The organism is Shimia sp. R10_1, assembly GCF_017744095.1.
GTDB lineage: Bacteria > Pseudomonadota > Alphaproteobacteria > Rhodobacterales > Rhodobacteraceae > Shimia.
Window position 1 is genome coordinate 17,479 of sequence record NZ_JAGHQX010000008.1, and the last position, 20,672, is coordinate 38,150.

Here is a 20,672-nt window from a genome sequence, read left to right on the forward strand (position 1 = left end):
GCAGAAAAGTCCGGCAACCTGTGGAAAGCAATTGCCAGCATAGCTGCGCGCCACATGAATGACCATTTCTCCCGCTGCAAGCTGGCAATCTAAGCTGCGAGAAAAAATCCAAGGGCAGTTTGGGCTCGTCAAATTTTTTTTGGGTGGATGAGAGGCTGATCGACCTGGGTCAGAAATGCTTGACGTTTGGGTCAGAATTGAATGACGCGATTTGCAGATTTATTGAGGTTTTGGCTGTCAATTGAGTTAAACATTAGTGACGTTCCACACAACTTGTTGTGAGACGACACATAGTTCTGTCATTTGCGACAGCACCTTTCCATTCTTATTGCTCGATGTTGAACCTCACATGACGTTGACCTTTGTGTCATAAACTGACGCAACATCTCCATTTTGCTCCCGCAGACTGTTTCGATTGATCTGACTTCCCTTTTCGGAAAATCAGGGCTGATTTGTAGGTTCAGTCGGCGCGCGCAAATTGGGGGACGTGGGCACTGTGTCTCTCGTCGTTCAATGATGCGATGGAGGATCTGCCCTCATGTTTTTGCGACTTATGGTTGCGTGGGGTGATGAGCAGTTGCTGCTTGGGTTTTGGAGAGCAAATTCCGGGTCCTTTCTCCGCTGGCTGAGCAACCGTAAAGCCCCGCCATTTTGAACCGAATTTTGCCCGACTGAGTGCGGTGCGGGGGGCGTTTCTTTAGGTTTTGTTAGCGTGTCAAACCTAGGTGCAGCGCTGGATTAACCAATCATTCGGTCAAAAAGAAAGCAAAGACATGAAAACCATTCTTGCAGCCGGCAGCCTCGCGCTGGCTAGCCTGTCTGGCACCGCCAGCGTTGCAGAAACCCTTGTCGTGGGCGTTGAGAACATCGACTATCTGCCTCACTACAAATGGGACGGAGAGTCCTACACTGGCTTTGCAGCTGATGTGCTGTCTGCCTTTGCGGCAGATGAGGGGCATGAGTTGCAGTTCAAAGCGCTTCCGATCAACCGTTTGATGCAGGCTGTGGTGTCCGGGGATGTGGATTTGAAGTATCCGGACAATGCCTATTGGTCAGCGGATCTGAAAAGCGGTGTTGAGATGCACTATTCCACTGTGGTGGAGACGACTGTGGAAGGGGTGATGGTGCCCCCCGCAAAGCTTGGTACACCGGTGGATGACATCACGCAGATCGGCACGGTTTTGGGCTTCACCGCCTTCTCTTGGCTCGACCGTATCGAGGTAGGTCAGGTGACGTTGACGGAGAACCCAAACTTCAGTGGCTTGGTGCGCCAAGCGCTGGCCGGGCGTATCGATGGCGCCTATGCGAATGTGCATGTTTTGAACCGGGTTCTGAGCGACATGGGTGAAGAAGCAGGGGCGCTGGTCTTTGATGAGAGCCTGCCGCATTCGCAAGCGGATTATCATCTGTCTTCCAGCACCCGCGCCGACATTGTTCAGTCGTTCAATGCGTGGCTTGCCGCCCATCAGGACACGGTTGCTGTTTTGAAAGAGAAGCACGGCTTCTGATCTGTCTGAACAAGAAAAACATGTGAAACGCCGATCATGGAATGGTTGGCGTTTCCTACTTTGTGGGCTGTGGTTTAAGGCATCTGCGAGATCTCTTTGGCCTGCAGCCAGACGCCGCCTTCTGGGCGCAGGGTCAGGATCATCACGGGTTTGGGGGCGCGCCCCGGGATGGGGGCGAAGTGAAACCGGCGCAGTAGGCTGGCGAGGATGATCACCGCCTCCTGAATGGCAAAGCTGGCCCCGATGCAAATGCGCGGCCCATCGCCAAAGGGCAGATAGGCATAGCGGTCTATGGTCTTGCGGTCGACAAAGCGGTCTGGATCAAAGGCGTCCGGATTGTCCCACAGTTGGTGGTGGCGCCCCAACGCATAGATCGGGATCATGACGGTGTCGCCGGGGCGGATCTCGCGGGCGCAGAGCGTGTCATGCCGCTGTGCCGTGCGGGAAATGATCCCGGCAGGCGGATAGAGGCGCAGCGTTTCATCGACGATCTGTCGGATATAGGTGAGTTGGGGTACATGATCGCCGGTGATCGGGGTATCTCCGCAGATTTTTGCGATCTCTGCGCGGGCTTTGGTCTGCACGTCTTGGTCGAAGGCGCAAAGATAGAGCGCCCAAGCCAGCGTCAAGGCGGTGGTTTCATGGCCCGCGACGATGAAGGTCAGCAGGTTGTCGCGAAGCTCGGCTGTGTTCATACGTTTGCGGGTTTCGGGATCTTCGCCCGCCAGAAGCAGATCCAGCAGGTCGGGCGTGTCTTTGGCGCCTCGGATGCGGCGCGCCTCAATGGCGTCATCGGCGACCTGTTTCATGTCTTTCATGGCATGGCCGGTGCGCAGGCGGCTGGGGCGGGGCACCCAATCGGGCACCCCCAACATGTCGAGCAGAGAGATTTTGCCAGCTTCGGCGATATAGGCGTCTATCGCATTGTGCACGGCGCCGCTGTCAAAGCTGCCATCGCCGGAGAAGGTGACTTCTGAGATCACGTCAAAGGTGGTTTTGACCATCTCATCCATCAGATCGACGGCGCGGCCAGAGGCGGATTGGATGCGATCGCCAGCACGGTCAGCCGCGTCTGCCATGACGGGTGCGAGGTTGGCGATATTGCGATGGGTGAACACAGGGGCCGCGGCGCGGCGTTGCCAGCGCCAATGGGCGCCTTCGGCAATAAACAGGCTGTCGCCAATCGCGGGGCGCAGGATGTTTTTGGTGGCTTTGGACTTGGGGTAATCGTCGACCTTTTCCAAAAGCATCTGCCGGATGGCACCGGGATCCATCACCATATGCCAGCGCAGGCCGGTGCGGCCCGTCAACATGGGCTGGCGCGTGGCGATGTCTGGGATGATGGAGAGCAGGTTGCTGCGCGCAGCTTTCAGGGAGCGCCACAGGCCGAGGGGCTCTGTCACCAACGGGGCCCGTACGGGCAGGGCAGGCGCGGAGGCGGGCTTGGCCCGCGCAGAAGGGGGGATATCATCAGGCATCTTGATCCTTATACGCAGAAGAGTAGGCGCAGGATCAGTGCAAAGAAAGGCCAAGATTGCGCGGGCGCTGGGCATGGGCTATGTCATCACCCAATCAGAATGAAGAGCAGTGGGAACAGCTTACATGGGCAGGATTGGGGTGTGTTTGGCGGCGTTGGCCGTGCTGGTGTCTTGTGGTGCCAAGAGCACAGAGGTGACCAGCGAGAAGCTCGATCTTGGTGACTTCACCATGGGGCACAACATTGTCGTTGCGCCGGATCTGCAAAAAGGCCCGCTGTCGCGTGAATTGCCCAAGGAGCAGTGGATCGCGTCGATGAAAGACGCCGTGGACAAACGCTTTGGCCGCTATGAAGGTGAGCGGTTGGTGCATTTTGGCATTAACCTGTCAGGCTATATGCTGGCGCAACGGGGCGTGCCGCTGCTGTTGTCCACGAAATCCGCGTTGATCCTGACGGTGACCGCCTGGGATGACCGGGCGGGCGGTAAATTCAATGCGGAGCCTCGCGAGATCATTGTGCTGGAGAGCTTTGGCAGTGGCACGGTTGTGACCTCCAGCGGCTTTACCATGAGCGCAGAGGAGCAGATGGCCAATCTGACGTTCAATGCGGCGCGCGAGATTGAGCAGTGGCTGCATGAGAATCGCGCCTGTCTGGTGGACAATGTGCCCCCTGAGGTGCTCGCAGAATGCTGGCCCACAGAACAGGATGAGCGCAAACGCGCAGAGTTGGAACGCGAGCTGCGTCGATAAAGAGCAAAGCGGCTTGATTTTTGGTGCGTAACCCAATATGTCGCGCGCGGTAGAGGAAATTGGGCCAAGTCCGGCCCCCCACAAAGTAGAAGGCGCCCGAGATGGCTAAGGAAAAGTTTGAGCGCAGTAAACCGCACTGCAACATCGGCACCATTGGTCACGTTGACCACGGCAAAACCACGCTGACCGCAGCGATCACCAAACAGTTTGGTGACTTCAAAGCGTACGACGAAATCGACGGCGCGCCTGAAGAAAAAGCACGTGGCATCACCATCTCCACTGCGCACGTGGAATATGAAACCGAAGCACGTCACTACGCACACGTTGACTGCCCAGGCCACGCTGACTACGTGAAAAACATGATCACCGGTGCGGCGCAGATGGACGGCGCGATCCTGGTTGTGAACGCAGCAGACGGCCCAATGCCACAGACCCGTGAGCACATCCTGCTGGGCCGCCAGGTTGGCATCCCTGCCATGGTTGTTTTCATGAACAAAGTGGACCAGGTTGACGACGAAGAACTGCTCGAGCTGGTGGAAATGGAAATCCGCGAGCTGCTGTCTGAGTATGAATTCCCAGGCGACGACATCCCTGTGATCGCTGGCTCCGCTCTGGCGGCTCTGGAAGACCGCGACGACAACATCGGCAAAGAGAAAATTGCTGAGCTGATGGCGGCTGTTGACGAGTACATCCCACAGCCACCACGTGCGACTGACCAGCCGTTCCTGATGCCAATCGAAGACGTGTTCTCGATCTCTGGCCGCGGTACTGTTGTGACCGGCCGTGTTGAGCGTGGCGTGATCAACGTTGGCGACGAAATCGAAATCGTTGGCATCAAAGACACTCAGAAAACCACCTGTACCGGTGTTGAAATGTTCCGCAAGCTGCTGGACTCCGGTGAAGCGGGCGACAACATCGGCGCGCTGCTGCGTGGTGTTGACCGTGAAGCGGTTGAGCGTGGCCAGGTTCTGTGTAAGCCAGGTTCCGTGAACCCACACACCAAGTTCGAAGCAGAAGCCTACATTCTGACCAAAGACGAAGGTGGCCGTCACACCCCGTTCTTCGCGAACTACCGTCCACAGTTCTACTTCCGTACAACTGACGTGACCGGCACTGTTGAACTGCCAGCGGGCACCGAGATGGTGATGCCTGGCGACAACCTGAAGTTCAACGTTGAGCTGATCGCACCGATCGCAATGGAAGCCGGCCTGCGCTTCGCGATCCGTGAAGGCGGCCGCACCGTTGGTTCCGGTGTTGTGTCCAAAATCGTCGAATAATCAGAGCCTCTGATTTTTGATGGAAAGGCCGTCCCTCGGGGCGGCCTTTTTGCTTGGGGAAGGGGCGGTTCCGCCAAGGTAAGAAAGCCGCCGAGAGAACGCATTTTGCGCGTTTTCCCTCTTGCCCTTCCCGCAGCACTGCACTACGAACCATCTCACGTTAGGGGTATAGCTCAGTTGGTAGAGCGACGGTCTCCAAAACCGTAGGTCCCGGGTTCGAGCCCTGGTGCCCCTGCCATTTCACAGAAATATTGATCACCCGTGGTCGCCGTCTTTGTCGGTGTATTCTGGCAATATGGTATCGCAGTTTGTTGTGGGCCCACGTGATAAACAGAAGCCCCTGCCCATCGCTTGAACGGGCTTGGCGATGCCTTTGCGGAGCAGAGTTCTTCCTAGTCATCACTGCTTTTTGGTTTGCGCCGATTGGTCACTGCCGCCGCTCATGAGGCGCGTTGACGCAAATCGGGCGCGGGATCCAAGCTGAGACGTTCCGCGCATTTGTCACAGCCTGAGAACTCCTGTGAAAGGGGCGAAGTGAGCCTTGATCAGGAGAGATTTTTCCCTTTATTATCGCTAAAATTGAAAAGGTCCGGCACGTACCAGGATCAGAGGTTTCAGGGCTCTACACCGTAAAATGCTGAAAAATGACCTAAAACTTTCAAAGTCCCAACTTGCGTGGATTAGGTAATGTTAACCTTTTCAGCCGTTAAACTGGGGGTTGAGAAAAGCGCGGTTTTGTCAGCATTATGAGAGTCCTTCAGGCCAACGCACCAGTAGAACGGCTGAGTGATCGTAAGATCGCGCATGCGCGCCGCAGTCGATTGCTGTGTGAGTATGTGAGTGATCGCGTGACGCAATTGCGCACGCGCCTGTTTCTGTACACATTTGGCTGTATTGTCTCGGCTTTTGCTGTCACGCCCACCTTGGCCGCGATCGGTTTTACGCTTGTGGTGACAGGGGACTTGATTGATTGCTTTGTCTTGCATCGTTTCGCATGTCGTTGGGCAAAGTCGGGACGTTTGAAGAAAGCGCAGCGGCTTGCTGGCGTTACGGGCTCGATGCAGGCTTTGACGCTTGTCGGGGGGGTGGCGCTTTATTTCTTTGGACTTGGGCAGGACGCCGATGTTCTGTTTGTGTTTGGTGCGCTTGGCATTGGTGCGGTGAATGCGGCGATTGCGCTCCCCAAAAAACCATCGGTGGCAATACCGCGCTTGTTTATCTATGGCTGTGCGCCTTTTGTCTTTATTGCGATACAAGCGCATCAAACCGGAGAGATCGCGCCCTTCTTGGTGGGCGATGCGGCTGGTTTGATTCTGGCGCTGTGCATTGGGTATGTTTTTGTCGCCTTTACCATGTCAGGCTTGGATAATTTTCGCATACGTGAGGATCTGGAAGCGCAGCGGTCTGAAACGCAAGCGGTTGCGGCGCGACTTGAAGCCCAACAGACGGAGCTTCGGCGGTTGTCACTGGTCGCGCGAAACGCCAACGACAGTGTGATTTTCACAGACAAGCAGCGCCGCATTCTTTGGGTCAATCATGCGTTCGTCCGGGTGACCGGGTATTCATTTGCCGAAGCGATCGGGCAACATATCGGTGAGCTTTTGGCGCGGGACGACCCAGACCAGCCAAAAGAGCATCCGATTGAAGTAGCGGTTGCGCGCGGGGAGGGGTTTCGGGGCGATTTTGAAAACATCCGCAAAGATGGACGGCCAATCTGGGTGGATGTGAACCTGTTTCCAATTCACGATGACACCGGTGAGGTGGAGTTTTTTATTTCCATCGAACGGGACGTGACAGACGCCCGCAAACTCGCAGAAGATATGATTCAGGCGCGCGAGGCGGCGGAGCAGGGCGCGCGGGCCAAGGCAGAATTTCTGGCCAACATGAGCCATGAAATACGCACCCCCCTTACGGGGGTTGTTGGCATGGCAGATCTGTTGGCGGAAACCGAACTTGACGCGGAACAGCAACGCTACACCGAAACCATTCGCGGGTCTTCCATGTCTTTGATGGCAATCATCAATGATATCCTGGATCTGTCCAAGCTTGACGCGGGCCGCATGGAATTGCATCCGGTGACATTCTCCCCGCATGCCTGCATCAAAGAAACGCTGGACCTGTTGAGCCCGTCAGCACACGACAAGGGGCTGTCGATCACTTTGGACGTAAGCCAGGCAACACCGGACTATGTCAAAGCGGATGATGGACGGATCCGGCAAATTCTGACCAACATTTTGGGGAATGCGATTAAGTTCACGGATGTCGGCGGTGTCGATGTCACGCTTTGTCATGAAGACACAGAAGATGGCCAGAGGTTGGTGTGGGTCATTCGCGACACGGGGATTGGCATTCCAAAGGAACAGCAGGACCAGATTTTTGACCATTTCACCCAAGCGGAGGCGGCGACGACGCGCAAGTTTGGCGGGACCGGTCTTGGCCTCTCGATCACGCGACATATTCTGGATGTGATGGGCGGCTGTATCTCGGTGCAGTCAGATCCGGGGCAGGGCGCGACCTTCCGCATCGAAATACCTTATGAAGACGCTGAGGCCTCTGAATTGGCGAAGCTGGCGACGGCCAGTGCGGATGCGCCTGAAGCCATTGCGCCGGGGTTGCGTGTTTTGGTGGCTGAGGACAACCAAACCAACCGCTACCTGCTTAAAAAGTTCTTGAAAGACCAGCCCATCGAGCTCGCGTTTGCGCACGACGGCTTAGAAGCTGTGGAAGCTGTTGAGGGCTTTGCGCCCGACTTGATCTTTATGGATATGTCGATGCCACGCATGAACGGTGTGGATGCGACACGTGCTATTAGAAAGATGGCGATCGCGCAGCCAACCATTGTGGCGCTGACGGCGCATGCGTTTGACGGGGAGATGCAGGCCTGTTTGGATGCGGGCATGGATGACTTTCTGACCAAACCCCTGCGCAAGGCGACGTTGCTGAACTGGATTGCGAGCCATCAGCAAAATGGGTTCATCACGGGCGCTGCTTAGTTGTGTGTCAGCGATCGCGCGCAAGAGTGGCGTTGCTTGTTTCCGAGAGGGTGTGCCGCTAGCGTGAAGCGCAATACTGAAGAAGATCGAAATGCCTGTTCGTGATCATGTGGCCTATGGCTCGCCATGGATACAAGGCTGACTGGGGGCCTGTTTGTTTCAGAAGTTGAGGCAGTTGTTTGTGCGCGACAGCGCTTTCCCGGTGCCAAAGCCTGACGCACCAATTTGTGTGGTTGGGGATGTTCATGGGTGTTTGTCCCTTTTTGAGCAGCTGTTGCAAAAGATTCCGCAGGATCATCAGGTGATATTGGCTGGAGACTACATCGACCGGGGTGAGCAGAGCGCCGGGGTGTTGCGAGAATTGAGCGCACGCACGGATGTGATGTGTCTGATGGGCAATCACGAAGAAATGCTGTTGCGATTTTTGCTAAAGGGCGCTGAAGAAGGTGGGCGCTGGATCCACAATGGTGGATTGGAGACTTTGGTGTCCTTTGGTCTTGGGTCGGCCAAATTGCACATGAGCAATGAAGAGCTGAATGCGTGCCGCGATGCTCTGATGGCGGAAATGGGGGCGCCTATGGTGACGTGGCTGGCAGAGTTGGAGAGTGCGGCCCTAACAGGTAATGTTCTTGTGTCTCATGCAGGAGCCAATCCTCATAAGGCGCCAAACGTGCAATCCAAAGACGCGTTGAGATGGGGGCACCCTGACTTTTTGCGGTCTCCGCGCAAAGACGGCATTTGGGTTGTTCATGGCCATACGATTGTAAAACAGGCGCGCGCGGAACGCGGCCGGATTGCGGTTGATACGGGAGCTTATGCGTCTGGCGTGTTGTCGGCTGTTTGTCTGGATGGAGGTCCGCCCCGGTTTATCACGGCGCAGCTGTGACGCTTTGGGCACAAGGCGGATGCGGGATGAAATGGCCTTTGAAAGGACACAATTGCTCGGCAGGCTGGTTTTGTTAGAACGATGGGCTATCTCGGCCCCATTATTGTGTGAGAGGTATGCGTGAGCCAATTAAAATATGGATATATGGGTCACACTGCTGACTTTGTAAAAGTTGGTCAGCGTGTTGGCGCGGCAAGCGCAAAATGCTGGCACTTACGCCGCAGCTGCGAAGTTTTGGTGACATGCCGCCGGGAAAACTTGCCTCGTATTTCGCGAAGCGCTAACACAAAAGACGTTGTTGTTCCTAGGATTTTTTAAATGCTTATTACACCAGTCCTTTTATGCGGTGGCTCTGGAACCCGACTTTGGCCATTGTCGCGCAAAAGCTATCCCAAACAATTTGTGCCTCTCGTGGGGGAGGAGACGCTGTTTCAGGCATCTGCCAAGCGCCTGTCGGGCGCGGACGGTGCATTGAGTTTTGCAGCACCTATTGTGGTGACCAACTCTGATTTTCGTTTCATTGTGCCAGAGCAACTGCAGGCGGTTGGCATCGATCCGGGGGCAATTCTGATTGAGCCTGCGGCGCGCAACACAGCGCCAGCGGTGCTCGCAGCGGCGCTGAAGGCGCATGATGACAACCCGGAAGCTGTGCTTCTGGTGGCGCCCTCTGATCACCTGATCCCGGATGTTGCAGCCTTTCATGAGGCGGTTGTGCGCGGACTTGCGGCTGTGCAGGAGGGCCAGCTTGTGACCTTTGGCATCACGCCGACCCACCCAGAGACGGCTTATGGCTATCTGGAGCTCGCGGGCGCAGCTGCCGAAGATGGTTCCCCGATTGCGCTGAAGCAATTTGTGGAAAAACCAGATGCGGAGCGCGCTGCAGAGATGTTGGCGGCGGGCACATTCAAGTGGAACGCAGGGATTTTCCTTTTTGCGGCCAAAGATATCATTGCTGCCTTTAAGACGCATGCTCCCGAACTTGTGGCCCCTGTGAGCACCGCTTTCTCGACAGCTGAACCCGATCTTGGGTTTTTACGCCTGGCGGCGGACCCGTGGGGCGAAGCCGACGACATTTCCATCGACTTTGCGGTGATGGAGAAAGCCGACAATCTGTCTGTGGTGCCTTTTGACAGTGCCTGGTCAGATTTGGGCGGTTGGGATGCCGTTTGGCGCGAAGCCGGCCCGGATGAGAACGGGGTTGTGGTGACGGGTGCAGCGACGGCGATTGACTGTTCTGACACTTTGTTGCGCTCTGACAGTGAGCGGCTGGAAGTTGTTGGGATTGGTCTGGACAATATCATGGCCGTGGCGATGAATGATGCCGTTTTGGTGGCTGACAAGTCCCGCGCTCAGGACGTGAAGAAAGCCGTCTCTGCCCTCAAGGCCAAAGGATCTAGCCAGGCGACCCATTTTCCGAAGGACCACCGGCCTTGGGGATGGTTTGAGAGTTTGGTCGTAGGAGACCGGTTTCAGGTGAAGCGCATTCTTGTGCATCCCGGCGCATCGTTGTCTTTGCAGAGCCATTTCCACCGTTCTGAACATTGGATTGTGGTGGAAGGCACCGCACGTGTGACGGTTGATGAGGATGTCAAACTCGTGACCGAAAACCAGAGTGTTTATATTCCGCTCGGGGCTGTGCACCGGATGGAAAACCCTGGCAAGGTGCCAATGGTCCTGATTGAGGTGCAAACCGGGGCTTATGTCGGTGAAGATGACATTGTGCGCTATGAGGATATTTACGCGCGCAGTTAGGGGCATCGCGTGCCTTCTATAGCTGGCCGGACCGCTTTTCCTTTTAGATGAAAGGCACACAATCTTTGTGTGGGATCTGCGAGGGCTTTGGGTTCGGCTTGCCAAGTGTTTAGTTTTGGGTGATGCGCTGATGAGACGAGTTGTCGTTTTGAACGATGCAAGTGTGGCGCGGGGCGGTGCGACGGGCCTTGCGATGAAGCAGGCGCGCCTGCTGTGTGAGCGCGGCGTTCAGGTGCTGTATGTGGCAGGAGATCGCGCGCCTGAGCATGCCCTTTTCCCCGACCATGACATAGATGTGCGCCACGTGGGGGGCATGGCCCTGATGAAGCGTGGCAAGGTCGCTGCGGCAACGCAGGGACTTTACAGCGGGGCCGCGCGCGATTTCGTGGCGCATTTGATTGCCGAGGAAGACACGCCTGACACGGTGTATCATGTGCACAGTTTTTCAAAGGCGCTGACGCCGTCTATTTTCTCTGCGTTGCAAACCGTGGCGGAGCGGGTGTTCATACATGGGCACGATTTTTTTCTGGCCTGCCCCAATGGTGGGTTTATGGACTATCAAAAGGAGCAGGCTTGTGAGCGCCGGCCTTTGTCCATGGGCTGCCTGAGCACACAGTGTGACAAACGCAACGGGGCACAGAAAGCCTGGCGCGTGGCGCGCCAGTTGGCGCTGCATCGTGCCATGCCGCGCACGTCGGCATGGGGGGGCATTTTGATGATCCACCCTGCGATGCGCCGCTTTTTTGAGATGGCGGGCTACGACGCGGAGGCCCTGCATACGGTGCGCAACCCCGCGCAGGCGTTGACCGCTGGGCGGGTGCCTGTAGAAGAAAACGACCGCTTCTTCTTTATTGGCCGTGTCGAAGCGGAAAAGGGCATTGAAGATCTCATTGCCGCGGCACAACTGGCACAGGCACCCCTGAGCGTTGTTGGCACCGGGCCACTGGAGGACAGTCTGCGCAAAGCCCATCCGGAGGTGACATTTTACGGATGGCAGGAGCGGGCGGAGATCGGGCGCGCCCTGATGGGGGCACGTGCGCTGGTTATGCCATCGCGGTATCCTGAGCCATTTGGGCTGGTCGCTGCGGAGGCATCGCTGTCTGGCTTGCCTGTTGTTTTGTCTGAGAGCGCCCTTTTGGGGCCAGAGATGGCGCAAAAGGGGTTGGGTTTTACATGCAATCCGCTGGACCACTCCGGATTGGCTGCGACCCTGAGGTCGGTCGCAGAGATGCCGCGAGACGAGATCATCGAAATGAGCACGGCAGGCGCGGCTGGGGACGGCGCACTTTGCACGTCGCCAGACAGTTGGATTGACACGCAGCTGGCGCATTACGACCGCGCCACAAAGCGGGGCTGAACGCCCATTTTGGTGCTGACAGCCGGGTGCCACTACCGCCTTTTTCAGCGCGATACGTTAACCAGAGATTCGAAATCGACTTGCGAAGCAGAGGTTTTGCCAAAAGCGAACCCTGCGTCAATTTGAGCGGTTTTCTTTTTGTTAATTTGTTGGGCAATTATTCGCTGAAGTTATTCGTAATTCCGCCTATTTCAATAAGCGGGGTGAAAACCCCTATTGTGGTTTTTTTATGGCATTTCGCAATTTTTGCGAGTGCATATGTTTTGTGAGTTTGAAGGGGGTGTTTCTGTTTTCTTAACGGGCAGGCCTGCGTGATAATGATTTTAATTTCAGCGTGTTGTTGCAGTTGGTCGCGTTGGGAGCGTGTGTTGAGGGGCGCAATAAGCACTATTATTTCCGCTGCGTGACCCGTCGAATTCTAAATCAGACAATTTCTTATTTCTATTCTGTCTAAGAAAATTGTCGGGAGTCTTCTTACTTTCGCCTAAGTTCGCCAATTTTTGGCCTTACCTTTTCTTTAGCAGTTTCTAATTAGTGAGCGCCGCTATGGCACCTGAAACTCTGTGAGAGACAGTAATATGAAGTACAAAGTTATCGAGCAGGCATCGGCAGAAGATCACTCTATTGCCGCGTCTGAGACTCCTTACTACCGGGATTCAGAATCACGAAAGAGCTGGTATCTGGAAGGGTCATATCGTTCGGATCTAAGAATTGATGTCGAGTCCGTTTGGGACGACTATACGGGCAGTGGCGTTTCCGTTGCCGTTCTGGATTCTCAAATTGATGCGTCTCATGAGGAGCTGAAAGCGGCCTATGATGATACGCGGGACTATGACTTTGATGCGGACACGGGGAAGTTCGACGCAGAGTCAGTGAATATCACCAATGGGCATGGCACGATGGTTGCTGGTGTCATTGCCGCAGAAGCGAATAATGGCGAGGGCTCTGCAGGTATCGCGCATGGGGCGGACCTGATTGGTCTTGCGATGAACTACAACAGCAGCGACGTAATCGACCAAGCTTTGGCGGGCATCCGAGCTGGCGCAAATTTTGACGTGTTGAACAACTCCTGGAGTTTCACCGCGAATTTTGGCGACAACTTCTCTCGCAATGATATGGAAGATGCGTTGATCCATACGGCGTCTGAAGGGCGCGACGGTCTGGGCACGTCTATGGTGTTCGCGGCCGGCAATATGGGGACTGACGGGACTTCGAACTACCACAACTTCCAGAACTCGCCTTACACCATTGCGGTGGGGGCAATTGCGCGGGATGGGGATGCCGCGAAGTTTACCTCGATCGGCTCCAACGTGCTGTTGTCTGCTGCAGGGGATGATGTTTTCACCACGTTGCCAAACCAGAGCTACAGCTCTGTTGACGGAACCTCCTTTGCTGCGCCCGCCGTTTCGGCTGTGATTGCGCTGATGCTGGAGGCGAATTCCGACCTCGGTTATCGCGACATTCAACAGATTCTGGCGCTGTCGGCGCGCAAAGACGGGCTGGCGCAGCACTCCTCCCATGGGGATGGATGGATCACGAATGGGGCGGACAACTTCAACGGCGGGGGCATGCATTTCTCTGATAGCTTCGGCTACGGCATGTTGAATGCCCACGACGCGGTGCGCCTTGCGGAAACCTGGACCGAGCAACAGACTTTGGCCAATCGCTCCACCGTGAGTGAGACCGTAAAGCTTGATGAGATGCTGGTGGCTGGCCAGAACGATCGCATTGAGGTTGAGATTGACATCAACAAGGCAATCCAGGCTGAGCATGTTCAGCTGTCAATGGATCTGTCGTGGTCTTTGACGGGTGATTTGAATGTCTGGCTGATCTCACCGGAGGGCACCTCCGTGCGTCTTGTTCATGACCTTCCTGAGCTTGAACGGGTTGGTAACGTCAAGAACTTCGAATTTGGCTCTGTTGCAAGCATGGGCGAGCTGTCCGCAGGAACCTGGACGCTGGTGATCGAAAACAACAACACCACGGCCACAGACAAAGATGGTGACCCGGTCGTCGGCCGTTTGCGCGGCGTGACGCTTGAAGTGCACGGCGACAAGCAAACGACCAACGATACATATGTCTACACCGATGAGTTTGGCATTCTGTATGATGGATCTGATCTGAAAGAGCGCGCTGTGCTGTCAGACACGGATGGTGGGATCGACTCTCTGAATGCGTCTGCTGTGACTTCTGGCAGCCAGATCGACCTGAGCGGTGCGCGCAAGTCTGTGATTGCCGGTCAGGACCTGAAGATTGCCAAAGCCAATATCGAAAACGCCTATGGAGGCGACGGTGCCGACACGTTGTGGGGCAACCAGCTTGACAACCTGCTGGACGCGGGGCGTGGCAACGACACAGTCCATCTTGGCGCAGGCGAAGATACGCTGGAAGGCGGTGCAGGGAACGACCAACTGGTTGTTGATGCCAAGGTTGGCAGTGTGCATGGGACTGTGCTGAACGCAGGCTCCTTTATGCTGGGCTTCGTGGCGAATACACTTTCGTTTGTGTCTGGCTTTGAAAGCTATCGTTTCATCGATGTGACCTACACCGTGAGCGAATTGAAAGCCTTCTTGTCTGGCGATTTGACGGGTCCGGGTGACTCAGATGGATCGAACGGCGGCGGCGAGCCGGATACCGGCGGCGACACTGGCAACGGTGGAGATACCGATACCGGAGGTGATACAGATACTGGCGGCGATACGCCTGACAACGGCGGCGACACTGACAATGGCGGTGACACCGGCAGCGGCGGCGATGGTGGCAATGACGGTGCCGGAGATGACACGGATGGGCTGCCGATCGACAGCGACCCAGATCACTATGAGATTGTTCTGGAGGGCTCTACGTCGGGTGAAACCCTGCGCGCGGGCTCCGGTGACACCTATTTGTCGGGTGAAGGTGGCGACGACTATCTGGTCGGCAAAGGTGGCGCGGACTACTTTGAAGGCGGCGAAGGCGCGGACAAGGTACGTGCCGGTGCGGGTGATGACGCAATCCTTGGTGGCATCGGTGAAGACACACTGCTGGGGCAAGATGGGGATGACATGCTTGTCGGTGGCGATGGCGCCGATGTGCTGCGCGGCGACGCAGGTAACGATACACTCCGTGGTGGAGATGGGGACGATGCATTGCAAGGGGGCGACGGGGCGGATGTCTTTGTCTTCTCAGCATCTGACGATATCGGGACGGACCGTATTTCCGACTTTGACCGGTCTGAAGGCGATGTGTTGATGGTTGTGGGGGTCGCTTCGAGCGACGCATCATTCCACTTGGTGGATCACGGCCGTGGCGCGCAATTGCAAATGCATGTGGATGGCGACATCGCTGTGTTGGCGGATATCTTGGGTATTGGTCTGACCGAGTTGAGCATTTCGCAGCAGGGCAGTGACAGCCTGTTGATTGCTTAAGGCGTTGAAAGCCGTCTCATCGGGTCTGGCAAATTAGACCTGATGCACGATTTGCAGATCAAAAACACCATTGGCAGCGTCCGGAGCTTTGAGCTTTGGGCGCTGCGTTTTTTGAATGGTCAGCGCGTAGATTTTTTGCGCTTTGGGTAAATGAGTGAAGTGCAATTCCGCTGTTTATTTAAGTATTTTCAATATGTTAAATGGATTAGTTTTGATTATAAAGTGCGTCGAAAAGTGTATTTCGTTCTTCAAGTATTGGGTTTCGCCCATGAGGAAAAATTGAACGAGAAAAATCAATCGATACTTGCGGTGCGCGCGATACAAAAGTGACGTCTTTGCCTCAATTTCAGGCTTGTGGAAAAAGTGCTGTACTTTCACCTAGAAACAAGTTGCTCTGATGTGGGGCGGAGTGCATACGTTGAGTGCATTTTAAAAAATTAGACTCATATAAAGTTAAAGGTGAACCCTGGCTTTTCAAACTCAAAATGACCTCAGCGTCAAAGCGCATCCTGGTCACAAAGTTTCACCATCGGGTTTTGACCCGGACGGAATAGAAATACGCCGCCTTTTCTCCGCGATTTGGCGACGCAAGTGGCTGATTGTGGCATCCACTCTTATTGTTTCTATTTTATTTTTTGCCGCAGTGAGCCGGGTGGTCCCGCTATATACAGCGCGAGCCAGTCTGATGTTGGATTCGCGCTCTGTGCAGGTGCTCAATTCCGATAACGTTGTTTCAGATCTCAATTTGAACAATCCGGTTATGGATACGGAAACCGCGGTGCTGAGGTCGAACTTGCTACTTGAGCGGGTGGTGCAGGAGATCGGCCCTGCGGCGCTTGCGCCAATTGATCCTGCGCTGCAACCTCCGGGACTTTTGGATCGTTTAAAAGGGCAGATCAAATCGACGATTGGCACTGTTCTTGGCATTGACGCCACGGAGACGGTTCAGATCGCAGCGGAGGATGCGCAGACCCGCCGATTGGTCGGGGCGATGCGCAGGTCAATGACCGTATGGCGTGAGGGGCAGTCTTATTTGATCGCGGTCTCTGTTGAGACGCCGGATCCCGAACTCTCCGCGCTGATCGCACAGACTGTTGTTGATACGTACATCATTCGCCAAGTTGAAATGCGCAACGATGTGATCCGCAGTGCAACCGCGTTTTTGACGGGCCGTATTGAAGAAACGCGCAAGAGTGTTGAAGCGGCGGAAGCGAGAATCGCAGACTTCCGTAGTGAACAGCTGGCGGAGCTTGGGATTTCTTCTGAAACGGTGGAGCGCCAGCTTCTGGAGCTGTCGACACAATTGGGCCTTGCACAGGCTGACCTTGCTCAAATTGATGCGCGCTACAACCGGATCATAAAGGTCATTTCGACAGACGGATTTGAGAGAGCTGCGGATCTGCTGACCACCGTGGACTTGCAAACCTCGTCGTTTGTTTTGTCGTTGCGTCAGCGCCTTTCGGAGGCAAATCGCCGCGAAGCTGAACTGGCGACTCGTTTTTCTGAGGACTATCCAGAGCGGGCAGTGATCCGTGCTGAAATTGATCAGTTACGTGAAGAACTGGCCCAAGAAGTGCGCAAAACGTTGGCAAGCTTGGAGAATGAGGCTGCGGTGGCGGCGGCGCGTGTTGCCTCTATCAGAGCCAGCGTGGTTGAGGTCGAAGAACGATCAAGCGGCATCTCCCGCGCGAATATCGAGATGCGGCAACTTGAGCGGGAAGCGGAAGCTTTGCGTGAAAACTATGAGAATATGCTGAATCGCCTGAGCGAAACGCGGTCAACTGAGCTGCTGCAGCGGGCCGATGCCCGCCGCGTGGAAAAGGCTACCGTGCCGGGGGCTCCGTCATCCCCGCGTGTTATGCTGTTTACGATCTTTGGTGCGGCACTCGGCTTTGCCATTGGTCTGATCGCGACGTTCATTTTGGCTGTCTCTCACATTGGCTTTGCCACGCCCAATGAAATCGAACGGGCACTCGGATTGCCAGTGCGGGCTTCGTTGCTGCAGGGCAAGCTACGCTCACGGCGAGCGCTGTTTCGGCTGCTGCATTCCGCGCCGTTCAGCCCCTATCTGGAGCGGCTGCGCCAGTTGCGCGCCATGTTGTTGGTGCTCAATCAGAATCCAGGGTCCGGATATTGTGTGCAGGTGACTTCTTCGATTGCGAATGAGAGCAAGACTTCCACGGTTATTTCGCTGGCCTGTCTGGAGGCCAGAGCGCAAAGGCGCTGTATTGTGTTGGATTTTGATTTTCGCCGGTCCAGCCTGTCGCGTGACTTGCGATTCAATGCGCCGTTTGACCTAGAAGATGTGTTGCAAAACCGCTGTCAGCCGGAAGAAGCCATTCGTCATAGTCGCGAGCTGGGGTTTGATCTGCTGACATTGAAAAAGGCGTCACCGCAGTTGGGCGAGCAGGTCGAAGTGCATCAGGTGAAGGCGCTGATCGATCATCTGAAAAAAACCTATGATCTGGTGCTAATTGATAGTGCGCCTGTTTTGCTTGTTGCGGATAGCATAAAAATTTCAACCCTGGCCGATACAGTTGTGTTGTTGGTGCGCCAGTACAAGACACCGCGTAAGGCAGCCATTCAAGCGGCACGCATGTTGAATGAGGTGGGCGTGAAATCCGTGCAGGTCGCGATGACCTTTGCCGACCGCGCCTCTGAGCAAGAGCTGTACGGCTCGTATTCGGGATACAATTACAAATAGGGGCGGTAGGGAGACGTTTCAGCGCGTTACATTTTTGTGTGTTTGCTGTGTTGAAAAGAGCGCAAGATCCCTGACGAAAATTGAACATTTGCCGCATTGCAGTACAGATTTTGTGATTGCGGGGAACAACATAAGATCATTTTAGATGAACGCACTTTCTCAAAAGCCGCATGTAAGCTGTTTCAACGTCAAGTATAGCCCCAACCTTGGGGATGGGCTTTTGTCGGAGTGTTTGGAGCACGCGCTGATTTCTTGCGGGGCCGCGCCAGACAGCACATCCATCGATCTGGCGGCACGGAAGCAATACGGGGATGGAATGGCTGGGCGCGGCGCGATCATGGCCTTTCTCAGCGCTTTGCCTGGCCCGGTTCGAGCGTCTGTTGTGCGCCTGCCTTTGTTTGTGCAGGGCGCGCGCAAATGGCGGCCGCATTACCGTACGGAGCTGACGGGATCGGATGCCATGGTAATCGGTGGTGGTAACCTGCTGGCAGATCTGGATCTGAACTTTCCGACCAAGCTGTCGTTGGCATTACAAGAGACCGCCGCACAGGATATCCCTGCAGCCATTTATGCCTGTGGTATGTCTTCTGGCTGGTCAGACACTGGATTGCGCATTGCGCGCGCGGCGTTTTCTGTGCCCAACTTGCGCGCTGTTTTTTTACGCGATGCGGCCTCTGTGGATCTGTGGAACGCGACATTTGCGGAGGCTTCCGGTCAAGAGGCACGCTTGGCGCGAGATCCCGGCTTGATGGCGTGTGATGTGTATCCGGCTGCGTCTCGACCGGCGCGGCAGCGGCCCGTTGTCGGGCTGGGGCTGATGAGCCCCTTGGCGATCCGCTATCACTCTGACGAGACAACCACAGAGACTTTCCTGGCCAATTGGTACATTGCTTTGGCGCGGGCGCTTATTCAGCGTGGATGTGAAGTGCATGTGTTTACCAATGGCAGCCCCGAAGACCGCGCTTTTGCAGAAACTGTGGAGGCGCCATTGCGTGCGCTGGGCGGGGAAGAAGATATTCGATTTGTCACGCAGGCTGACCCCAAAGGGCTGTGCGCCAATATTGCCAATTTCGACGTGATGATTGCGTATCGAATGCACGCGATTATTGCGGCCTATTCCTATGCCATTCCTGCGATTGCATTGGCGTGGGACCAGAAAGTTCTTTCGTTTATGCAGTCAGTTGAGCGGGATGACTGGTTGGTGAACCCCGAACAGCTGTCGCCAGAAGAATGTGCAACCCTGGCCGAATGTGCGCTTCGGGATGGGGTGGACCGCAAGACGCATGAGCGGGTGCTGGGTGAAGCGCGGGCTGATGTGGAAACACTGTTTTCTGTATTGAGGTGAAGAGATGCTGGCGTCAGAGGTGAACGACATGTCGGCTTTTCCGGCGGACTTTCGAGAGCGGACCAAAGACCTGAAAGTGGCGATTGTTCACTATTGGCTGGTGAATATGCGGGGCGGGGAAAAGGTGGTGGAGGCCTTGCTTGATCTGTTCCCACAAGCGGTCATAATCACCCATGTCTATGACCGAGACAAAATTAGCGACAAGATCAATGCGCAAGAGATTCGCGAGACGTTTGTTTCCCGCCTGCCGGGCGCGCGCAAACATTATCAGAAGTATCTGCCCTTTATGCCACGTGCCTTGGAGCAAATGGATTTGCAGGAATTTGATCTGGTGATTTCCTCAGAAAGTGGCCCGGCCAAAGGCATTATCCCGCGGCCTGACGCGACCCATTTGTGCTATTGTCACTCTCCGATGCGCTACATTTGGGATCACTACCATGCCTACCGCAGCTCTGCAGGACGTCTGGCGCGCATGGCGATGCCAAGTTTGGCACATCGGCTGCGGATTTGGGATGTCACGACGGCGATGCGGGTGGATCGATTTGCAGCCAATTCAGGATTTGTGTCCCAAAGGATCAAGTCCTTTTATCGCCGTGAGGCGGATGTGATTTTCCCGCCCGTTGCCTGTGCGGAGTTTGCACCTGTCCCTGCTGAGGAAGTGGGCGATCATTACCTGCTGGCCGGTGAGCTTGTGGCCTACAAACGGCCAGATCTGGCGGTGGATGCGTTTACCCAAAGCGGGCGTAAGCTTGTGGTGGTTGGCGACGGAGAGATGCGTGCATCGCTTGAGGCGCGGGCGGGATCGAACGTGACGTTTATGGGGCGTGTGCCGTTTGCTGAATTGAAGCGACAGTTCGCTTCGTGCCGCGCGCTTGTGTTTCCAGGAGAGGAGGACTTCGGCATCGTGCCGGTGGAGGTCATGGCCTCTGGTCGCCCTGTGGTGGCTTATGCTAGCGGAGGAGCGTTGGACACCGTTATTCCGGGTGTCAGTGGCGTGTATTTTGAGGGTCAGACCGTGTCTGATTTGAATGCGGCCATTGAGCAGATCGAAGCGAGCCCACTGTTGGAAGCATCCAGTGATATTCGCGCGCATGCATTGAAATTTGACGAGGCTGTGTTTCAAGCACAGTTTGCGCAATTTGCGCTGTCTGCGCTTGATGAGAAAGGCACTTGCAGGCGTTTTGACGGGGCGGGTGCGCATGCCGATCAAACGTGAG

12 protein-coding genes and 1 tRNA gene are annotated in these 20,672 nt (G+C 55.5%); 12 read left to right on the plus strand and 1 reads right to left on the minus strand.

Going from position 1 to position 20,672, the window contains the following annotated elements:
* Nucleotides 1-773: 773 nt before the first annotated feature.
* Nucleotides 774-1,508 carry a transporter substrate-binding domain-containing protein gene (locus J7413_RS15045; protein ID WP_209099656.1) on the plus strand — a complete coding sequence of 245 codons (735 nt, stop codon included), beginning with the start codon at nucleotides 774-776 and terminating at the stop codon, nucleotides 1,506-1,508.
* A gap of 74 nt (nucleotides 1,509-1,582) precedes the next feature.
* On the opposite strand, the gene J7413_RS15050 is transcribed toward J7413_RS15045, so the two are convergent.
* A complete protein-coding gene (locus tag J7413_RS15050; protein ID WP_209099658.1) occupies nucleotides 1,583-2,986 on the minus strand; it encodes a cytochrome P450 in 1,404 nt (467 codons plus the stop codon).
* Between the two features lie 124 nt (nucleotides 2,987-3,110).
* On the opposite strand from J7413_RS15050, the gene J7413_RS15055 reads away from it, so the two are divergent.
* From J7413_RS15055 to J7413_RS15105, 11 genes are all read left to right on the plus strand, one after another.
* Nucleotides 3,111-3,734 (plus strand): hypothetical protein, encoded by a 624-nt coding sequence (locus J7413_RS15055; RefSeq protein WP_209099660.1) that lies wholly within the window; start codon nucleotides 3,111-3,113, stop codon nucleotides 3,732-3,734.
* A 101-nt stretch (nucleotides 3,735-3,835) separates the two neighbouring features.
* Nucleotides 3,836-5,011 carry an elongation factor Tu gene (gene tuf, locus J7413_RS15060; RefSeq protein ID WP_209066146.1) on the plus strand — a complete coding sequence of 392 codons (1,176 nt, stop codon included), beginning with the start codon at nucleotides 3,836-3,838 and terminating at the stop codon, nucleotides 5,009-5,011.
* 162 nt (nucleotides 5,012-5,173) lie between these two features.
* A tRNA-Trp gene (locus tag J7413_RS15065) sits at nucleotides 5,174-5,249 on the plus strand.
* A 508-nt stretch (nucleotides 5,250-5,757) separates the two neighbouring features.
* Nucleotides 5,758-8,004: an ATP-binding protein gene (locus tag J7413_RS15070; protein WP_209099662.1), complete on the plus strand. Its 2,247-nt coding sequence runs from the start codon at nucleotides 5,758-5,760 to the stop codon at nucleotides 8,002-8,004.
* A gap of 229 nt (nucleotides 8,005-8,233) precedes the next feature.
* Nucleotides 8,234-8,890 (plus strand): metallophosphoesterase, encoded by a 657-nt coding sequence (locus J7413_RS15075; protein ID WP_348538768.1) that lies wholly within the window; start codon nucleotides 8,234-8,236, stop codon nucleotides 8,888-8,890.
* Nucleotides 8,891-9,208: 318 nt separating this feature from the next.
* Complete coding sequence (locus tag J7413_RS15080) at nucleotides 9,209-10,642, plus strand: mannose-1-phosphate guanylyltransferase/mannose-6-phosphate isomerase (protein WP_209099664.1); 1,434 nt, start codon at nucleotides 9,209-9,211, stop codon at nucleotides 10,640-10,642.
* Nucleotides 10,643-10,772: 130 nt separating this feature from the next.
* A complete protein-coding gene (locus tag J7413_RS15085; protein ID WP_209099666.1) occupies nucleotides 10,773-11,999 on the plus strand; it encodes a glycosyltransferase family 4 protein in 1,227 nt (408 codons plus the stop codon).
* Between the two features lie 578 nt (nucleotides 12,000-12,577).
* Nucleotides 12,578-15,406: a S8 family serine peptidase gene (locus J7413_RS15090; protein ID WP_209099668.1), complete on the plus strand. Its 2,829-nt coding sequence runs from the start codon at nucleotides 12,578-12,580 to the stop codon at nucleotides 15,404-15,406.
* Between the two features lie 556 nt (nucleotides 15,407-15,962).
* Nucleotides 15,963-18,110 carry a polysaccharide biosynthesis tyrosine autokinase gene (locus tag J7413_RS15095; protein ID WP_348538769.1) on the plus strand — a complete coding sequence of 716 codons (2,148 nt, stop codon included), beginning with the start codon at nucleotides 15,963-15,965 and terminating at the stop codon, nucleotides 18,108-18,110.
* A 145-nt stretch (nucleotides 18,111-18,255) separates the two neighbouring features.
* Nucleotides 18,256-19,455, plus strand: a complete 1,200-nt coding sequence (locus J7413_RS15100) for a polysaccharide pyruvyl transferase family protein (protein ID WP_209099672.1) — start codon at nucleotides 18,256-18,258, stop codon at nucleotides 19,453-19,455.
* Nucleotides 19,456-19,459: 4 nt separating this feature from the next.
* Complete coding sequence (locus J7413_RS15105) at nucleotides 19,460-20,671, plus strand: glycosyltransferase (protein WP_247743557.1); 1,212 nt, start codon at nucleotides 19,460-19,462, stop codon at nucleotides 20,669-20,671.
* The last annotated feature ends 1 nt before the right edge of the window (nucleotide 20,672 follow it).